Below are 18,320 nucleotides of genomic sequence, written 5' to 3' on the forward strand. Positions count from 1 at the left end.
GGGGAGTTCAGGGAAGGGGGGGGTTAATTGGCCCAAGCATCGACCGGAAAAAGGCTGAGGATGGCTTCCCGGGGGACGCGCAGGGGACGTCGGTTTTTATCGACGCCGTCGAGGCGGCCGTCATGGATCATACGATATATGGTACGCTTGGATATAAGGAGGAGCTCAGCCACTTCATCCGGACGGAAAAAACGTTTTTTTAATAATATTTCCGTGTTCATTATTTATTCTCCTGAGTTGGACTTTAGTGAAGTTCTCAAATGGCTGAAGAACTAATTAAACATCTTTTAATTTGGTGATTAGCAAGATAAAGGCCAATATACCCGGTTTGAATCCTGGATTTCGCTCGCCGAGCTTTTGAGGCTACCATCCTGCACTAGAGGGGAAAAGAAAGTCTTGAGGGTCTAAAGAGTGTTCGAGGTGGAAGATAAAAGAGACATATTCCCCTAGAGATTTTAAGAGGTGAAAAAAGGGCAAATTCTAGGGGTTGGGAAAATCTCTAGAGATATTTAAGTTGTTGTAAAGGGTTCCTCAAGAATGTTTGAGCCTGCTCAGTCTGTCGATGTAACAGCGCCCGCGGCTTGCCAGTCACCATTCCGCTGCAGTTCAGCAATCACCTAATTATCTGAATTAACAATAGTATTAAAGAGTATGGGAGATTAGGGTCCTGAAACTGGAAGGATCTTAGCGGATTTTTATGTCCGGATGGAGGGTTTTGGAACAGGTTTTGAAAAACAGAGGACAACAAGATGAGGAGGGTTGAGCCATGATGATGGAAAAACTTGTGCGTCCTAGAGAGGTTGCTTGCCAACTGGCGGTGTCGCGTTCCACGGTCTATCGCTGGTTTTGGGAAGGGAAGCTGAGAGGGGTGCGGTTGAAAACCGGCAGCCTCAGAATAATCGCCGCCTCGGTGGAGGCAATGGTGGGGGAGGTTTGGTGAAGCGGGGATTTGTGCCAGATGTCTTAGGTGTTCTGGTTAATTCAAATGAATTTGAGTACATGGAGAACAATAAAAACGATGTTCATGGAGATGAGGTCGCAAGAAGTTTTGGAGCAGGAGGAATTTCCAAGCTTAAACTCAGCAAAGGAGAAAATGGTATGAGGCGGCGGCGGAACTAAAGCAGGAAAGATAACGAGGCGAGGTAATAGCGTGATGATTAAAGAAAAGCTTGTCCGTCCCAGCGAAGTTGCCCGGCAATTGGCTGTTTCCCGCTCCACCGTTTATCGCTGGTTTTGGGAGGGAAAACTTAAGGGAGTAAAGATCAGCAAGCGCAGCTTACGCATTTTAGTCAGTTCGGTGGAAAAGATCTTTAATGAATGTTGGTAGATAAAGGCCGGTTGGTGAACAATAATCAGATAATTTTATTAATTACATTAATTTAGATTAAAAGAAGCATCGATGGGAAGGTAGTTAGGGGAGGGTTGGCGCAGAAAGTCGAAGGCAAGGGCATGCAAGGCGGCAACTCCGGCGATGGAGGGTGAGTTGATGACATTACAGCGAAAGATGACTAGGAAAGCTTTTCGACAAAGGGCTGATAGAGTTCTTATGGAGCTCAGTTTGAATGTGTTGCCTTTGGTGGATGAATGTGAAGGAAAGCAGGAGAGACGCCGACAGCGAGCGGCACAGGACCCCCTCTTTTTTTGCAGGACTTACCTACCTCATTATTTTATTCAACCCTCGGCCGCCTTTCACTTCGAATTAATCCAACTCCTGGAGGAAGGAAAAGAGGCGTTGTCCCGGAAAAGCTTCTGGAGCGAGGGGAATGGCGGGTTAGGGCGGGCGGTAGTTGTGGCCGTGCCCAGGGAGTTTGCCAAGACCACGCTCTGCGCTTTCGGGTATGTCCTGCATCAGATCTGTTTCCGGAGGCGCAATTTTATCATTATCGGGGGCAGCAGCAAAGAATCGGCCAGTGATTTGACAGCCTTCATTTATCTGGAGCTCCTCTACAATGATCGCCTTCGCCAGGATTTCGGGGATTTGGTGCGGGAGAGCAGTCATGTTGATGATTTCTTGACCATGAATGAGGTGCGTATCAAGTCTCGAGGGCGAGGGGAAAGGCTGCTTGGTTTGAAACACCGGCAGCGCCGACCAGATCTGATCATTCTGGATGACGTGGAGGACAATGTCAGCGTCAGAAATTCAGACGCCGTCCACCGGATTCTGGAGTGGGTGCGGTCGGTATTTTATTCGGGCTTGGATCCACAAGGTACTCTCCTGGTTATCGGTACCATCCTCCATCACCAGAGCGCCCTGAATCTGATGTTAACTATGGACGGAAAGCCTTTCAGCCATTTTAGGCGATGCATCTATCGGGCTGTGCTTAACGACGGCAGATCACTGTGGGAGGCGAGACATCCGCTGACGAAATTACGGCGGCAGAAACAGTTGGTAGGGGCGGCGATCTTCAACCAGGAGAAGATGAATGAGCCGCTGCAAGAGACAGGGGTTTTCCGCCAGGTGTGGGTTCACTATTTTCACCCGGATACTTTGAAAGATAAAGAGCTGGAGGTGGTTGGGTTTTTTGATGCTTCGCTCGGGGGTGGGGCAGAGACGGATTATAAGGCGATGGTCACCGTAGGTTTGGATAGGAGAGAGAGAGTTTTTTACGTTATGGATGCCTGGATTCAAAAGGCGTGGTTGGAAAAGGCCTTGCAGGTGATTGGCCAACGATATGGAACGTATAGGCACCGGGTCATTGGCATAGCAGACAATTCGTTCCAGCGTCTGTTGCCGTTTGAGTTTAAACGTTGGGGCCCTGAGAACGATATGGTTTTACCGATAAGAAAGCTTGCCTCCGGTGGTTCCAAAGAGGCGCGGATATACAGCCTGGCGTCTCTTTTGGAAAGGGGGAAAATTCGCTTCATCCGGGGACACTCCGATCAAGAAGTCCTTATCGAACAGCTTCTCTATTTCCCGTCGAAGATGATCAATGATGATGGGCCGGATGCCTTGGCAGGGGCGGTAAAACTGGCGCAAGACCTCGTTTGCGGTGACATTGAATGTCAATCAACCTGAGAACCGCAGATTCGTTCAACGAGGGGTGAATTACCAGGAAAAACACGGTGGTCAAGGGCCAGCACATCCCGCCGCAGTTGGAAAATGATTGCTGCACGGGCTAGAAAACTTGTGCCACCGGTAGGTGATTTTCACGGTTTGCGGGTGACCGATAGGTAATGAACTTGAGCTCAGGATTGGCTGGGGGGTGAAAAAATGAGGGATACAGAGGTGGCCTACTGTGCATCTGGAGTTTTAGCTGAAGTTGAGGAACTGCCTGATAAGGCGAGAAAATTGTGGATGCAAGCGTTTCATGAGGCCTTGGGGAAGTATTTCGGCGATGTGGAAAAGGCGGAGGCGATGGCCTGGAGAGCTTTTAAGGGTGAGAGAAAGAGGGAGAAGGTGTCGGTTGGAAAGATGGAAGGACTTATTAATGCCGGGACAGAGCCTATAAAGCGAAAGAATTGATGCTTGGAGCAACAGGAAGAGAAGGGGAGAAGATGGGGTTTTGGGATTGGTTTAAGGGAACGTCAGAGAAAGCGAAACCGGAATTGCGGCGGATTTCACTCACCTCGATCCAGGATAGGTATAGCAGCTATCCGAGTTCAGGACTTACTCCGGGTAAATTAGCCGCCATTTTTCGGGAAGCAGACCAGGGTGATATTCGGCGTCAGATGGAACTCTATGAAGAAATGGAGGAAAAGGATGCACATCTGGCATCTATTCTTCAGACTCGCAAGGCGGCGGTACAGGGGATGAATTACCGGTTTATCCCATACTCGCCCGAGCCGGATGACGTGCAGATGTCTGAATTTGTCCAAACGGTTATAGAGTCGCTGGAGTTTGATCGGATCATGACTGATATTCTTGACGCTTTAGGCAAAGGATTCTCAGTCCATGAGATCATGTGGCAGGCAGTAGAAGGGAAGGTGGTGATTGAGGATATCCGATGGATCAATCCCAAACGGATCAGTTTTGCCGAAGGCGAGGAACCGAGATTACTGGAGCCGTCCGGTTACAGCGGGATTAAGCCACCTCCATGGAAGCTGGTGGTGTACCGTTCCTGCCAACGGTCGGGTTCGGTGGTTCGGGCGGGCTTATTAAGAAGTATAGCCTGGGTCTACCTTTTTAAGAATTATGCTCTCAAGGATTGGGCCATTTTCAATGAGGTCTTTGGTATGCCTCTGCGAGTGGGGCGATATGATCCGACTGCCTCGATTGAAGACCGGGAGTCTCTGCGCCGGGCGATAGCGGCTATGGGAACCGATGCGGCCGCCATTATATCTAAAAACACTGACATTGAATTTGTGGAAGCAGGGAGTAGAGCCACCGGTCACGCAAATCCATTTATTGCCATGGCTGAGTTTTGCAACCGGGAGATGAGCAAGGCTATCTTAGGTCAGACTCTAACCACCGATGTCGCTCAGGCCACCGGTACCTACGGTGCTGCCAAGGTTCACGATCAGGTTCGCAGAGACATCGTTCAATCGGATGCCGACAGCCTGGCTGCTACTTTAAGGATGCAGGTATTCAGGCCATTAATAGGCTTTAACTTCGGTTGGGATCATAATCCGCCGTTTCTCCATTTCAGCTTTAAGGAGGAAGTCGATCTGAAGCAGATTTCTGAAACCTATAGGAATTTAAATGAAATGGGGATTCAGGTTCCCCAGGAACATATTGCTGAAGTCTTTGGACTGCCCAGGGTAAGGCGCGTTGGGGGGGCTGTATGAAGACTACCATCTATTGCCAGATCGGGCCGACGGCCCCGGAGTGGATCAGGATTTTGCCGATGGGGGAAGTCATTTTAGGTGATGGTCGGGAGCCTTTCCGGGTATCGACGGCATCTATCGAGCGAATTATGGAGGCCTGGAGGTGGCGCGGCAACGATATGGTGGTTGATTACGAACATCAGACCATCAGTGGCCGAGAGGCACCCGCAGCAGGTTGGGTGAAGGCGCTGACCTCGGTTTTTGATGGTCTATGGGCCCGGGTGGAATGGACCGACCGGGCCCGAGAGTATATCGAAAAGAAAGAGTACCGTTATTTTTCCCCGGTGGTGCAACTGAACGAGTCCAGAGAAGTGGAGGATTTGTTGCATGTAGCTTTGACAAATTTCCCGGCTATAACCAATCTGGCGCCCCTGGTTCTATCGGTTGAACCGGCGGGGAAAAAGGGAATAACAAACAAGCGAGAGGAGAATACCGGAAATGTAGAGGAAAAAGGTAAAGAGACGGATGGGGCAGGCAACGGTTATGATACAGGTGCAGAAAGGAAGGAAATGATTGCCGAAAAATTGAAAGTGATTTTAGGACTCCGGGAAGACGCTTCGGAGGATCAGATTGTAGCTCTCGTGGATGACTATATAAAAATCTCGGGCGGGAAATCAACACCTTTGCCGCCGGAGATTGCCGCGGCGCTCGGTATGGCTGAAGGCGACAGCTGTTCCAAAGCGCTTCAGCGCATCGAGTCGCTGCAGGCCGAGGTCAAAAATGCTGCCCGGATGAGAGAAGAGTTGAACGCTATGAAGCTACAGGAAGCTTTGTCCAGAGCCGAACGATTGATCCAGGAGGCATTAAGCAGCAGACGAACAACTCCGGCAGAATTGCAACAGGCAAACGGCAGTCTGCGTCGTTTGGCGCATGACGATCCTGACTTTTTTCAGGAGCTGATAATGTCGCGTCCGGAAAATTCGGCCATTCCAGGGCCTCTCGAGCCAGGGGGTAGGTATTGGACGACACTGACTCAGGAAGACCGGGAGGTTTGTCAGAATCTAGGTATCAGGCCTGAGGATTTTCTGAAAAATAAAGAGAAATTCAAGGAGGAGAGATAACCATGTCTGCCTGTACGGCTGATAGAGACACGATTTACCGAGAGGGATTGGAACTGGAATATCCGGTTAAGGCTGCAACCAAAATTTATGCCGGGTCGATGGTGGCGGTAGACAGCACCGGTTATGCAATTCCAGCGGCTAACGCCGCAGGCCACCAACTGGTTGGGGTGGCCCTGGAGCAGGTTGACAACAGCCTGGGGGCCAGTGGTGCCAGGCAGGTCAGAGTGAGAACGGCCGGGGTTTTTGACTTTACCGCTACCTCCATTAGCCAGGCAAATGTCGGGGCGGAGATGTATGTAGTGGATGATCAGACCTTTGATGAGGTAAATCCGGGCCAGGGGATCAGGTGTGGGAAACTGGTGAAGTATGTTTCAGCAACAAGAGGTTGGATAAAAATCTAATAAGGGAGAGACAGGAAACATGATCATCAACCGAGCTAATCTGGCAAGCATGTATGTGGCTTTGAACACCGTCTTCAATAATGCCTTCGAGGGGGCTCCCAGCTATCACGAGAAGATTGCCATGCTGGTGCCGAGCAACACTAGATACAACGACTACAAATTTATGATGCAGTTTCCGATGTTGCGGGAGTGGATCGGAGATCGCCAGATCCGGAATCTTGCCGCGGCTTCATTTCAGATTGCCAATAGAGATTATGAGGCCACGGTGGAAGTGGACAGCAATGATATCGAAGACGATCAACTGGGGGTCTACCATCCGATTGTGGCTGAGTTGGGCCGCGCCGCCCGGCAGCACCCGGATCTGCTCCTGGCAACGCTGATATCCGAAGGGTTTACCACGCCATGTTACGACGGCAAGACCTTCTTTGCAACTGATCATCCGGTGGCTTCCGGAACACAGAGCAATAACGGTGGCGGGTCCGGAACTGCCTGGTATCTGTTTGATGCTACCAGGGCAATTAAGCCTTTCATTTTTCAACGGCGGAGCCTGCCGCGATTAATCAGTCAGGACAGCCCCGATGATGAACATGCCTTTATGCGGAAGAAATTTCGCTATGGCGTAGATTATCGCGGAGCGGTCGGGTATGGCCTCTGGCAATTGGCTTATGGCAGCAAGGACACATTGAACACTACCAACTATATCGCAGCCCGGGCGGCTATGATGCAACTTACCAATGATGAGGGGACGCCCTTGGGTGTGGCCCCGAATCTTCTGGTAGTGCCTCCTGCTTTGGAAGGTCAGGCAAAAGAACTTTTACACGCTGATTTTATGGGCGTAACCGGAGAGGGTACGAAGACCAACGTCTGGAGAGGAACCGCAGAGGTTCTCGTCGTTCCCTGGCTAAAGTAGCGGGAAAATAGCAGTGAAAGGTAGTCGATGAAATACCAACTATTGTTTTTTAGTCGGTTAGATCGAGGTGTTGCATGGCAAATAGTGAAAGATGGGGAGTCGGATGGCTCCAAATAGTATTAGACGGATCAGGCGATTGGATAAGCAGCAAGGCAATTAAATTTAAGAGTTTAAAGTTTATGCCGTCAGGGGCGGGAGATGTATTGGTGTTAAAAGAAGTAACCCCGGGCGTCAGTGAGGCGCTTTGGCCACAGATGAAATTGTCTTCAAGCTCTGGCGATCCGGTCGGTTGTTTATTCAATGTCAACATTGCCCGAAAATTGAAGATTCCTTATAGTCTCTGTACTTTTGACGATCCAGACAAGGCCGTAATTACTTTAGAATTTGTGTAGATAATTAGTTTTGACAGGTGATCGGGTAGAGATGGTTTGGACTAGTTTGTTGATCTCTTACCCGTCACCTATAACTGCTGGATTATAAAATGGATAATAGAAATGTATATTGAGAGCGAGATTAGTTGTATCAGGAAAAGCAGTGTAGCATATCTTAATTTTAAATCCACGACGGTGAATAAATCGGATGTTGATGTTCTGACGGTGACGCCGACTTTGAGCAGTGCTAAAGGAACCGATACTGTTGTTGATGTCTATTTCACCGGCGGCCACAGCGATCAGGAGAACTACGGCGTCGGGCAGCATTTCACCCTGGTCTGCAGCGGCGCCACTATCACCAACACCGGCTACAACACCACTCGGGTGCGTCTGACCATCCCTGCCGGGAGCACTACCAAAGCCATCACCATGACCATCGTCAACAACCCGGTGTTGGAACGAGATCGGGTAATCACTATCTCCGCCGCCGGGTTCGGGGCCTCCAAGACCGTCACCATCATTGACGATAACGTCCCTGCCGAAGTCAATGTCAAAACCGACTACGGGGCGGTAGGCGACGGGATCACGGATGACACCACAGCTTTCCAAGCGGCTATCGATGCCATTAAATCCGCCGGCGGGGTGATCTATATCCCGGACGGCACCTATATCATCGGCAACCTCCATATCGGCCCCCACAACATCAGTTTGGTCGGCCAGTCCAAGACCGGCACCATCCTGAAACGGAAAGCATACCTCGGCACGGTCGGGATCACCATGGACTACGGCGGCTATCGGTATGAGTCCGCCGTAGACAGCAAGCCTTTGACCTTCTACAACCTGACGATTGACGGCAACTGCGCCAACCAGGGGGATTTCCATGGGTATGAGCAGGAACATAAATGGACCCTGCTGGTCTTCGGCAACGACAACAACTTCACCTATGCCGGTCGGCTGAACTTCCATATGGAGAACGCCGTCATCAAAGACACCATCACGGACGGCATCTCTATCATCAACAACACCATTGCCAAACTCTACCAGATGGAGTTTGATGAGTGTTTCCGGGGTTCGACTTCGCTGCTGGGCGGCAACACCGACGTGGAGATGGTCAACATTGAGTGCAGCGGGACGCAGGAACGGTTCAGACCGGCAGGCGATCCCCTGGGACGGTATACCCCCTCTCTCTCAGCGATGCACATGGAACTCTCGGAGCGGGGGTATTGCGACGGCACGACCAAGACCGGGTATGCTCAGAACGTCACCCTGAAGAACGTCAACTATAACGCCGGGGGGTTCTGGATCACCTGCGCCGCCAATTCCGAGATCACCCTGAATGCTAATGACATCTATGTGAACGGCTGTTTTCATCTGCAGGGTCCCAATTCTCAACCCTCTACGGTCTGGGCTAGTCAAGCCTGGACCTTCGGCGCCATCATCCGGCCTACGACCTATAACGGCAGGAGGTATATCTGTATCACGGCCGGGACCTCCGGGGCTTCCGAACCGACGTGGAACACGGTCCTGGATTCGGTGACGACGGATGGGACGGTGCAGTGGCGGTGTCTGGACCTGAACATTCAGGACGTGACCATTGCGAACTCGTTGATCAAATCCTATGCCTTGGAGAACTATGTCGCCTATCTCAACAGTCTGGGGCAGGTGACGTTCAACAACTGTCAATTTGACCTGGCCTACACGAGCGAGGATTTAGGGGATTCAGTCCTCCCGGCTTATGCCTTCTATGCCGTCTTGGATCAAGGTTCGGGGACGGCCCGGAACGGATTGTTGACCTTTGACCAGGGTTGTTGGTTCACTATCTCTGCGGAAGACAACTATTCTCAGGACCGGGTTGCCCTGTGGGTTGGCGGGGAAGTCTTGGACGGCACGGCCAATGCTTACGATCATGAAGTAGTGCTGACCGGCAACTGTGAGATCGACGGGGCTGACTACTTTGATTATGGAATCTACTGCGGCCAGGACGGCCGGAGCTCCGTCAGGTTGACCCTGGAGGACCTGATAGTGGCAGTGCTGAGTACTGGGTATGCCCTGCTCTTATCGGGGCAGACAGGGCAGTATAACGACATCACGATCAACCATCTGCAAATCACCTCAGGTCGATACCTGATCTGGAACTATCCGAGAGCCGGAGATATCTTCGTTGACACCGGTTCTAGTCTGGCTAAGGCGCAGAACCGGATCACGGCCGGGACCAACCTCGCAGCGATTACCATGACCGGCACTTCACGGGCTTTATCCGGCAGTCTGCGTCCGGATTGGGATTATGTGCACGGCCTGGTAGGAGACATCTATACTGATGACGACCTGGTGGAATGGCTCTGCACTGCCGCCGGATGGTATGACTCACAGTTGTCGGCGGAGCATCAGGGTGTGTGGTCGCCGGACGGGGTGGCGGTGTTGCAGAGTGATTCTTTTGAATCCTGGTCAAGCGGCAGCCCGGCGGGTTGGACCAAGGTAACCGGCACGAACAACGTGGTCGCTCAGGGTGAACCGGACACCGGGGTTAAACATGGCGACTATGCGGTGAAGGTGACTTACAAAGATGCCACCAACGCCTTCTTTTATAAGAACTGGGCGGCAACGAACATCTTGGAGTTCTTCTGTAAAATCTACCTGGCCGTGCCGTCGGTAACATCATCTTCGGGTGAGTCTTCGATCTTCATCGTAGGCACGAGTGCGGGATCGAGATGTTGTTATATCCTGATGCGGATCAACTCCGGGAATGTGGAAGTGAAACTGACGACGCCGGGAAGCGGGGCAAGCTCCTGGCACGTATTGGGCGCCGTAGGGGACGCCCCGAGAGCGGTGCAATTCTATTTCAAATCAGATACCGTCTCAGGTGCATGGAAACTCTGGTTGAACGAGGCGGCGGAGGGGAGTCCGACGGAACAATCTATGTTCGGTTTTAATTCCGGCACGAACCAGTTTGGACGGAGTTGGTTAGGGAAATACAACGGTGATGCCGACGCCGGGAACGATTACAGTATCTATGTAGACTGTCTGGATATCAGGAACGCATTTATTTCGTGAGCCGTGAGCCGTTGAACGTGAGCCGTGAGCCGTGAGCCGAATTCATTCCGGCACGAACCAGTTTGGACGGAGTTGGTTAGGGAAATATAACGGTGATGCCGCCGCCGGGAACGATTACAACATCTATGTAGACTGTCTGGATATCAGGAACGCATTTATTCAGTGGAAAGGAAGAAAAAGGGAAGAACTTTTCCCTGTCCTTATCCTTTATCCTTCTTCCCTTTACCCTGCACACTTAAAGGGGGATGAAATGGCCTATTGCACACAGGAAGATATTGAGAAACTGATTCCGGAGCAGGAGTTGGCGGAGTTGACGACGGAGAGCGGCAGCACCCCGGATGCCGACGTGGTGACCGAGGCTATTGCAAAGGCTGATGCCGGGATCGACAGTTATCTAGGAGTGAGATATTCAGTGCCATTTAGTTTAGCTCCGGCTGTGATTCGATTCCTATCGGTAGACCTGGCCATCTATCACCTTTATACCCGCCGCAGCATTGCCCCCGGTATCAGACGAACGAGGTATGAAGATGCTCTAAAATTTTTACAGGAACTGGCAGATGGAACAGCGGTCATCCCCGGGGCAGTTGAACGAGAAGCTCCGGCAGATCCTTTTGAATTGACGGATAACGCACGTGGAAGGATTTTTTCCCGGCGGGCGCTGGAGAACTACTGATGGTGGGCGTCTCAGAGATTGAAGCAAGCATTATTTCGGCCCTGGCCGAAATCCGGCCTGAGGTCCCGACGATCAGGAGTTATCAGGGAGAAATCTTGAAAGACGTCAGGTCGCAGGCTTTTAGGCTTCCTGCCTTCTTGATTAGATATGTGTGGGGTTATGCTACCCGATCCAGCGATAAAGTTTACGGACTGAATTATCATTTTAGCGTCACCATAGTGAACTGCAACGCCAGGGGTGAAAGAAAGGCCCGCACCGAAACCGATGGCCTTTATCAACTGGGTGACGACATCCAAAAAGCGGTGCAGCACCAGACCTTTGGCCTGCCGATAACACCGTTTTATCTGATGAGTTCCAGCTTTATCAGCGCTGAACCGGAAGCGCTCATTTTGGTCAACACTTATAAGACTACGGCCTATGATCTGGCAACATTGGGAAAATTGAGCTGGGTCAGTGAGACTGGGGGTGAGACAGAGGTCTTTTTACCGTTTCATTATACCGAGGCAGGCAGCCATCAAATGATGGATTCGTCTGAATATGAGCGGGCTCTGGACGCAACGTTGAGAAAGTATTTTCGGCCTTTAAAGAGGCGTTTCGGGGTGGAGCTGCCATTTCTGAACGATAGCCAGAAGAATGAATTGCTTTCGGCAAAGCAGGCGCAGAGGCAATTTAAACTTTACCTTGAGGCCGGCGGGGAGAAGACCTGTGACGTTGTCTGGAGCAACGATTTTGACTTCCACCAGGTTCGCCCCGGTGTCTGGTCGGGTCATATTATTCTGACGGAGATTTAAGATGCGATCAGCTTCTCCCCAATATGAGCAAGAGGAAAAACGGACTCTTTTTGCCAGGCCTCGCCTGAAGGCGGTCTTTCGACCCTTTAAACTGGAGCCGGGACTGAAAGAGGGGGAGGGGGTTTTTAGCAATACCCTGTGCGGCGGCACCGCGGCAAATCTTTTTATGCAGTCCGGTTATCTAACTTCCGGCTGCTGGGAAGGGCCGATAAAACAGGCGTATAACGGCCGGATGAACTTTTTCCGACCCGCCTGGACCGACAAGATCGGATACCTTCATAGTAATGTGCAGTATCGCACCGCGACAGAATATTCCGATCTGGGGGAAGCGCCGTGGATGCAACTAGTCTGCGGCGAGGAGGCTGATCTTCAGAAGTATTTCCAATTTAAAATAACGTTTGCCGATCCGGTGCGGGCCTGGGCCTTGGATAACCCTGAACAGGCGGATGATTGGGCCGCCTACGGCATCGACGGCGGTTCTGACATCTGCCAATCTTATGCTGCCGATGGCAATTTTCCTGGAGGGATCGAGGACCTCAAATTGGAGGGCGGTCTTACCATTCATGACAACGAGATTATCAGAGGCGGTGTCATCAAGACTGGCATCGCCCTGGATTTTGCAGACATCGTAGCTGGCAGCCACGAACTTGTATTGGATAACAGAGACAAACAGTGGAATCCCCTGGCCCCCAATTTCTATTTCTCCCAGGCCCTTTGGTATGACAAGCAGGTCAGCTTTTTTTCCGGCTACGAGTTGCCCAGTGGACAGGTGGGATGGCAGGAACTTTATATGGGGCAGGTTCAAAAATTAACCGTTGCCCACAGCCATTACCATTATCATACTGCTGAGATAAGATCAAATGATCTGATCTGCAGCCTGTTAAAGAGGAAGATCGGGGCACCAGGAGGGGACGGCATCAGGAAGCCTTTTCTGCGGGGCTATTATGTCCTAAATGCGGACTGGCAATCGACGGAGCGGCCATTTGCCGGTGCAGCCGCCAAGACGGGTGCCGGATCTGCGGCCATAAGTACTATCGATAGCGATTATTACAATAACTCGGTCGATACCTTTTATCGGCTCAAAATAGAGACTGCCGGAGAGGTCGGAACCGCTACCTTCTCCTGGTCTAAGGATGGCGGCTGTACCTGGGAAAAATCCGGATTGAGTACCGCGAATCAAGCAGCCCCCTTGCATCTGGAAAATAACCTGTATGTCTATTGGACCGCCGGGTCTGGCAATGACTTCGAAGAGGGCGATTACTGGGATTTTGTCGGCTATGTTAGAAGAAACCATTATCTGCTGCCCGGAGCGCCGTTTCAAGACATTACGGCGGTCTACGCCGATGGGGAAAGAATTGACCGATATACGGCTGATCTGGCAACCGGAAAACTTGTCATCCAGGGTCCCGGTCGGAGCCACCGCGCCCGCATAGTAAAGGACGATATCACCCATCCGGCTGATATCATAAAAGATATTATTACTGAAGTTGGCCTCGCAGACCGGTTGCGGCTGACAGACTATCAGGTCTGTAAAAGCGTTACGGCCGGATACAATATCGGCGTCTGTTTTGAAAATGTTAATGCCCTGTCGGCAATCCAAAAAATCTGCGCCAACTGTCTCTATGAATTGTGGATTGAAGCTGGTGAAATCAGGATGCAGGCTTATTTAGGAGAGTCGGGCTGAGATGGAAAGGAATAGAAAAGGGGAAAGGCGAAGAAGGGTAGGGGGAGAAGAAGGGGATGCTGAATCAGTTCTTAAATAAGTGGATTGAATTGGATGGCCGAATGAAATCTTTGGTTTCAGAGATTGGGTTGGCCAACCATCAGTTTAATGTTCGCGTTAAGGATATCAATGAGTTGTTGAATAGATTAGCGGAAGATTTCACCCTGGCGTTTTCTTCTCTAGAAAACCAAACCATGGATCTGGAGCGTGAACTGGGGGGGTTGAGAGATGCAGCCTCAGAGTCACTATTGGCCCAGGCCGATATTACCGGTGGACAATTAACGGATATTTTTAATCTAAGGATATTTTAGTGGCAAACATTCAATGGGCCAGGGCCGGCCAATTCAATTGGACTTTCGATGCCATGGGCGGGACACCGCTTATGGAGGCCGTGCACGGTAATCGGTCAGGGATCTCCACTTTTGTTGGGGAAGATGGGGCGATTATCCTCAAAAATCCTCTGCTCGGCGGCGGCCAGGTTTTTTATCTGCGGGGAGTTTGGAAAACCGACGCGGTTTTTCCCTGGAACGGTTTCTGGGCGGAACCGGAAAGCGGTGATCTGACCGATTATTTTGTCGGTGGTACCTGGCAAAATATGGGCAACCAGACTGTTATTATTCTGGGCCGACCACTTCCGGCCGGTACTGCGGTGCAGATTTATTATATCTATTTTACCGGTGAAAAAGCCGAAAAATACGCGGAATTGAATTCTTATCCATGCATACGTCCGGCCTGGCGCGGGTGTGCTGATTATACCTTTGACTTTGCTGTGGACCGGATTTTTGATCTCATGGCTATTCTGTATTTTGCCGGTCTGGCAAGGAATATGGATAACCGTTCGGTGATTGAGTTTCTTTGGGAAAGTTATTTTGACAGGGCTGCAAGTGCGGTACCGCCGTTGGTCTTCGACCGATTTGAACGGACGCGCTATGACCGCGGCCAACACCTGCTCTATCGCGGTTCCAGTCAAGGAGAATCTGGTTTTAGCCATTTCGATATTGACCTGGAGCCTGAAACCCAGAACCGGGCGCTGCACGTGATTTTTTCGGAGTGTAACAGCGGCAATGCTTCGGCTTGGTTGGGGTACGGTCTCAACTGGGATCTTGGCAATCCTCCCTTTAACGCTATAGACCGGCTATTTTTTTCGTACTATGGCAACCGTTGCCAAACCAGGGTAGCGAATTGCAATTTCGTTTCTTCGGGGGGAACAGCCGAACTCTGCCTTCAGGAAGACTATAACGAGGGGCAGGCGTGCGTTATGCTGGTAATTATCACGAAAGGCGGTGAGTTAGGCGAGGCAGAATTCACTTTTGAGCTCTATCGGATGAATGGCGCCGACCCGGAGATGAAAGAGGAAGGACTGCTGACCTCTCATAATCGGATCAATCTGCATTACGGTGTGCAAGTTTGGTGGGAATTAGGATCGACTTTCGTAGTCGGAGACTATTGGTGTGTTACCCTGGGCCGGGTTAGGAGCCATCCCCGGCGCTTGCAGATCATTTTAAACGATTCTGAACCCGGCGCTTGCGAGGCCTGGGGGCCGGAGCATACTTTTGTCCACGCCCTGCCAGACCGTTATGACCGACTGACCGATTTTGAAATCCCTTTAACCAGCTTCTGGCGTTTGGACAACGTTATCTATGACGGCGATAGGAGGCGCACCGGATGGAATCCTTGGTGTACTTTAGGGGCCAGCCAACCCCAGGGTATAATGTCGGTTCAGGATCATGAAGAGGAGCAGGAGATTGAAGGAGAGGTCTTCTACACTCAGGCTCAGCTTGCCTGGGACCTGCCGGAAGATGCTTCTGCCCTGGGATTTTGGACCGGCATCAATACCGCTGAGGTTAATTCCGGTGGTCAGAGCACCTTAAATTTCCTCATCCAGCCGAACCTTGCCAACCTGGAGCAGATCTCACTCACGGTCAAAGTGAAAGACAGTCTGGATCACTATTTTATCTGCACGGGGGTGAATATCCCGGCAGGGGTTTGGAGCCGGGTTGACCTCAGCTTCAACAACTTTATTCCAGACATATCCGGTCATATATTGACCCACCCGATTAAAGTGGTGGATATCGGCCTCTGCGGACCAGACATTCCTTTAGACGGAAGCCTGTATCTAACCGATGTCAAGTTCGGTTCCCATCGGGTATTTTCCGGCTCCCGATTGCGTCTGGTGGAATTTAAGCATCATGAGCCTACGGTAAAGCTTCCAGCCTATGAATTGTGGTTGGATAATGTCGGCTTGAATCTGACGGCTTATGACCATTACCCACACTGCCCGCGGCTGGCGATCTCGGTTAATCCTTATGGCGTCAATCCCTGGCGGGGGCCGACCTTGATTCATTACGCTCATCCATTAGGGGCGTGGCTGGTTGACCGCCATGACGTGAGGCAGAACCACATCAGGCTCCATCGGGACGCCCAGGACGAGTTCAATAACCGCTGCGGCGGCGTTAAGGGTCCGATAGTGCCGGTGCATACCCGCAACGATATCGAAAATATTGCTCTGTGCGGGGAAGAAAACTTTAATGAATTTTGCTGGTGGCCGAAGTATCGGGACTATGGCAAACGGCTTGCTTCCTGGCTATTCAATGGTTCTCTGCAGGACGCCACCGGAAACTACGAACTTACCTGGTCTTCAGGTTCTCCGGTTTATACCACGGGAATCTGTCAACCTAATGATACTGCGCTGCATTTCGACGGCAGCGGCAGCTATGCCGGTTACTATCCCGGAACCGATTTTCGGTTAGGCGATGGCGACTTTTTTATCGAGGCAGTAGTCTCTTTTGATTCTCTGGTAAACTCGGTCATCTGCGGGATGTGGTATGAAGCAGCGAATCAAAGGTCCTGGATGGTTTATTACAACAATTATAACCGGAGCATTTCCTTTTATTATTCCACCAATGGCACAAATATCCTGGCAATTCATGGGACAAGCAATCTTATCACGGCGACCGGCGTATTTCATCATATCTCAGTCATAAGGTCTGGCGAAACCATATACCTCTATATTGACGGGAATCCTGCCGGCAGCGGTGATATCGGGACGGCCGGTTTATATGAGGCAACCGCCGATTTCAGAATTGGCAGGTCGTACGCTGGCGCTAATTTATACGGAGATATTGATTACTTACATATTTCAAAAGATATTGCCCCTGATGCCGCTGAGATTGCCGGGCGTTGGCAGATCATCCAGGGATTGCAGAACGGGTCCGACTATCCGGAAGTGGGACATGGGCTCGGACAGTATTGGGCCTTTTATCGCTTGGCGGAATATTTCTGCGTCAGCAATGACGCCGGGGCCTGGGATATCCTGGATAACTGGCTGTCCTGGCTGGAAACCTTTGTAGTGGCCGACGGCTTGGGGTGGAAATTTCCGGTGTGGTTTTCGGAATATGGCTTTACCTATGGCGACTACGATCCGGGTGCTGCAGCCGCCATAGTCATCGGGTGTCTCTATATCTACATGCGGAAGGGGGATAGCCGGGCCCTCGGGTTAGCGCAGAACATATTAGCCGATCTCCGGCTCTATCGGGCTTCAGGGGATTATGGGGGATATCTCTACAAATCCGACTATCACTATGCCTGGATGAATGCTTTGGTGGCTCATGCGTTCGGCCTGGCGGTGGCGGGCCGGGCCGGGTCAGCCTACATCTATCCCTACACCCCGGATGATGAATCGCATTTTACGGCCATGATGAACAACTTCTGGGCCATGAGCGGCGACACCAAACCTAATATGCTGAATTCTGACGGTATTCCTTTTAGCTATGTTGAAGATCTGGATGTGTGGGATTACGCCCCACATTATCTTTTTATGCGGCAGATGGGAAGCCTAGAAGCGGTGGTGCTCATGGCCGCAGTCGCTCTGGATTGGGGGCTCCAAACTGGCAGCTGGCATTGGTTTGAGCAACTGATTGGTTTTATTATTCTCAATAACCGGAAGATAATCCCCGAGAATCAGATCCGTTTTATCCAATCCACCTATGATCTGACTTTGCTGAAGAACCTGGGCAAGGTTTTTTTTGCTGATTATCGGCAGAACCAGAGCTCTTATAGGGAAATAGCCGATGAATCGACGATTGACCTAATCGGATGCCAACCGGTAGAAATCCATTTAGAGTATGGACAGCCTGTCATAACTGAGGATCCCGGCATGGCTGAAGCCCTGGCCCGCTTGTTGATTGAGAGGTTCTCTTCGCCTAAGGAGCTCGTTGATCTCGAAACCTGGATGGAGGGGGCCCGCATTGAATTGAAAGACAACATTCTGATTAACTCGAAGTTTCACGGGTATGATAACGAACCATTTGTCTGTTATCGGAAAAAGATTGACCTCGATAAAAAAAGAATCTCGCTCCAGCTTGTCAGAAATGTCAGGTATCTGCCGGCCTGGGGAGAAGATCTGGAGGGGGGTGAATATGGCTCGTATGCGATTGATACGGCAGTAGCCTCTGATCTTCATTGGAATTTCAGAACCTATGCATTTTAAGCTGAGAGCCGGGAGCCGAGAGCCGAGAGCCGGGAGTCGGCTCACGTTCAACGGCTCACGTTCAAAAGCGGTGTCCCACGTTGGCT

The 18,320-nt window shown here is 51.1% G+C and carries 17 protein-coding genes; 16 read left to right on the forward strand and 1 reads right to left on the reverse strand.

Translation table 11 applies throughout. The features are described from left to right. Positions 1-23: 23 nt before the first annotated feature. Positions 24-221: a helix-turn-helix domain-containing protein gene (locus tag DESAC_RS07385; RefSeq protein WP_013706444.1), complete on the reverse strand. Its 198-nt coding sequence runs from the start codon at positions 219-221 to the stop codon at positions 24-26. Positions 222-766: 545 nt separating this feature from the next. Here DESAC_RS07385 and DESAC_RS16760 point away from each other — a divergent pair. The 16 genes from DESAC_RS16760 to DESAC_RS07455 all read left to right on the forward strand — a co-directional run bounded on the left by DESAC_RS16760 (position 767) and on the right by DESAC_RS07455 (position 18,234). Beyond that, a complete protein-coding gene (locus tag DESAC_RS16760; RefSeq protein WP_013706445.1) occupies positions 767-940 on the forward strand; it encodes a helix-turn-helix domain-containing protein in 174 nt (57 codons plus the stop codon). Further along, positions 937-1,119 (forward strand): hypothetical protein, encoded by a 183-nt coding sequence (locus DESAC_RS07390; protein WP_041283855.1) that lies wholly within the window; start codon positions 937-939, stop codon positions 1,117-1,119. The genes DESAC_RS16760 and DESAC_RS07390 overlap by 4 nt, the downstream gene beginning before the upstream one ends. 34 nt (positions 1,120-1,153) lie before the next feature. After that, positions 1,154-1,327, forward strand: a complete 174-nt coding sequence (locus tag DESAC_RS15760; protein ID WP_013706446.1) for a helix-turn-helix domain-containing protein — start codon at positions 1,154-1,156, stop codon at positions 1,325-1,327. Between the two features lie 231 nt (positions 1,328-1,558). Beyond that, entirely contained in the window at positions 1,559-3,016 is a 1,458-nt protein-coding gene (locus tag DESAC_RS07395; protein ID WP_148231204.1) for a hypothetical protein, read from the forward strand. 195 nt (positions 3,017-3,211) lie between these two features. Next, complete coding sequence (locus DESAC_RS07400) at positions 3,212-3,463, forward strand: ChaB family protein (RefSeq protein ID WP_041283856.1); 252 nt, start codon at positions 3,212-3,214, stop codon at positions 3,461-3,463. A 32-nt stretch (positions 3,464-3,495) separates the two neighbouring features. Beyond that, positions 3,496-4,725 (forward strand): phage portal protein family protein, encoded by a 1,230-nt coding sequence (locus DESAC_RS07405; RefSeq protein ID WP_013706449.1) that lies wholly within the window; start codon positions 3,496-3,498, stop codon positions 4,723-4,725. After that, positions 4,722-5,825: a phage protease gene (locus DESAC_RS15215; RefSeq protein ID WP_013706450.1), complete on the forward strand. Its 1,104-nt coding sequence runs from the start codon at positions 4,722-4,724 to the stop codon at positions 5,823-5,825. The genes DESAC_RS07405 and DESAC_RS15215 overlap by 4 nt, the downstream gene beginning before the upstream one ends. Before the next feature lie 2 nt (positions 5,826-5,827). Further along, positions 5,828-6,226: a DUF2190 family protein gene (locus DESAC_RS07415; protein WP_013706451.1), complete on the forward strand. Its 399-nt coding sequence runs from the start codon at positions 5,828-5,830 to the stop codon at positions 6,224-6,226. A gap of 19 nt (positions 6,227-6,245) precedes the next feature. Further along, positions 6,246-7,136 (forward strand): Mu-like prophage major head subunit gpT family protein, encoded by an 891-nt coding sequence (locus DESAC_RS07420; protein WP_013706452.1) that lies wholly within the window; start codon positions 6,246-6,248, stop codon positions 7,134-7,136. 74 nt (positions 7,137-7,210) lie between these two features. Continuing rightward, on the forward strand, positions 7,211-7,528 hold the full coding sequence (locus tag DESAC_RS07425; RefSeq protein WP_013706453.1) for a hypothetical protein: 318 nt from the start codon (positions 7,211-7,213) through the stop codon (positions 7,526-7,528). A gap of 102 nt (positions 7,529-7,630) precedes the next feature. Continuing rightward, on the forward strand, positions 7,631-10,558 hold the full coding sequence (locus tag DESAC_RS07430; protein WP_013706454.1) for a glycosyl hydrolase family 28-related protein: 2,928 nt from the start codon (positions 7,631-7,633) through the stop codon (positions 10,556-10,558). A gap of 250 nt (positions 10,559-10,808) precedes the next feature. Continuing rightward, on the forward strand, positions 10,809-11,231 hold the full coding sequence (locus tag DESAC_RS07435) for a gp436 family protein (RefSeq protein WP_052301912.1): 423 nt from the start codon (positions 10,809-10,811) through the stop codon (positions 11,229-11,231). Next, a complete protein-coding gene (locus tag DESAC_RS07440) occupies positions 11,231-12,022 on the forward strand; it encodes a phage protein Gp37 (protein ID WP_013706456.1) in 792 nt (263 codons plus the stop codon). The genes DESAC_RS07435 and DESAC_RS07440 overlap by 1 nt, the downstream gene beginning before the upstream one ends. A gap of 1 nt (position 12,023) precedes the next feature. Beyond that, a complete protein-coding gene (locus tag DESAC_RS07445; RefSeq protein WP_013706457.1) occupies positions 12,024-13,706 on the forward strand; it encodes a hypothetical protein in 1,683 nt (560 codons plus the stop codon). A 56-nt stretch (positions 13,707-13,762) separates the two neighbouring features. After that, complete coding sequence (locus tag DESAC_RS07450) at positions 13,763-14,056, forward strand: hypothetical protein (RefSeq protein WP_013706458.1); 294 nt, start codon at positions 13,763-13,765, stop codon at positions 14,054-14,056. Further along, a complete protein-coding gene (locus DESAC_RS07455; RefSeq protein ID WP_013706459.1) occupies positions 14,056-18,234 on the forward strand; it encodes a LamG domain-containing protein in 4,179 nt (1,392 codons plus the stop codon). The genes DESAC_RS07450 and DESAC_RS07455 overlap by 1 nt, the downstream gene beginning before the upstream one ends. The last annotated feature ends 86 nt before the right edge of the window (positions 18,235-18,320 follow it).

It is taken from the genome of Desulfobacca acetoxidans DSM 11109 (assembly GCF_000195295.1).
GTDB classification, from domain to species: domain Bacteria; phylum Desulfobacterota; class Desulfobaccia; order Desulfobaccales; family Desulfobaccaceae; genus Desulfobacca; species Desulfobacca acetoxidans.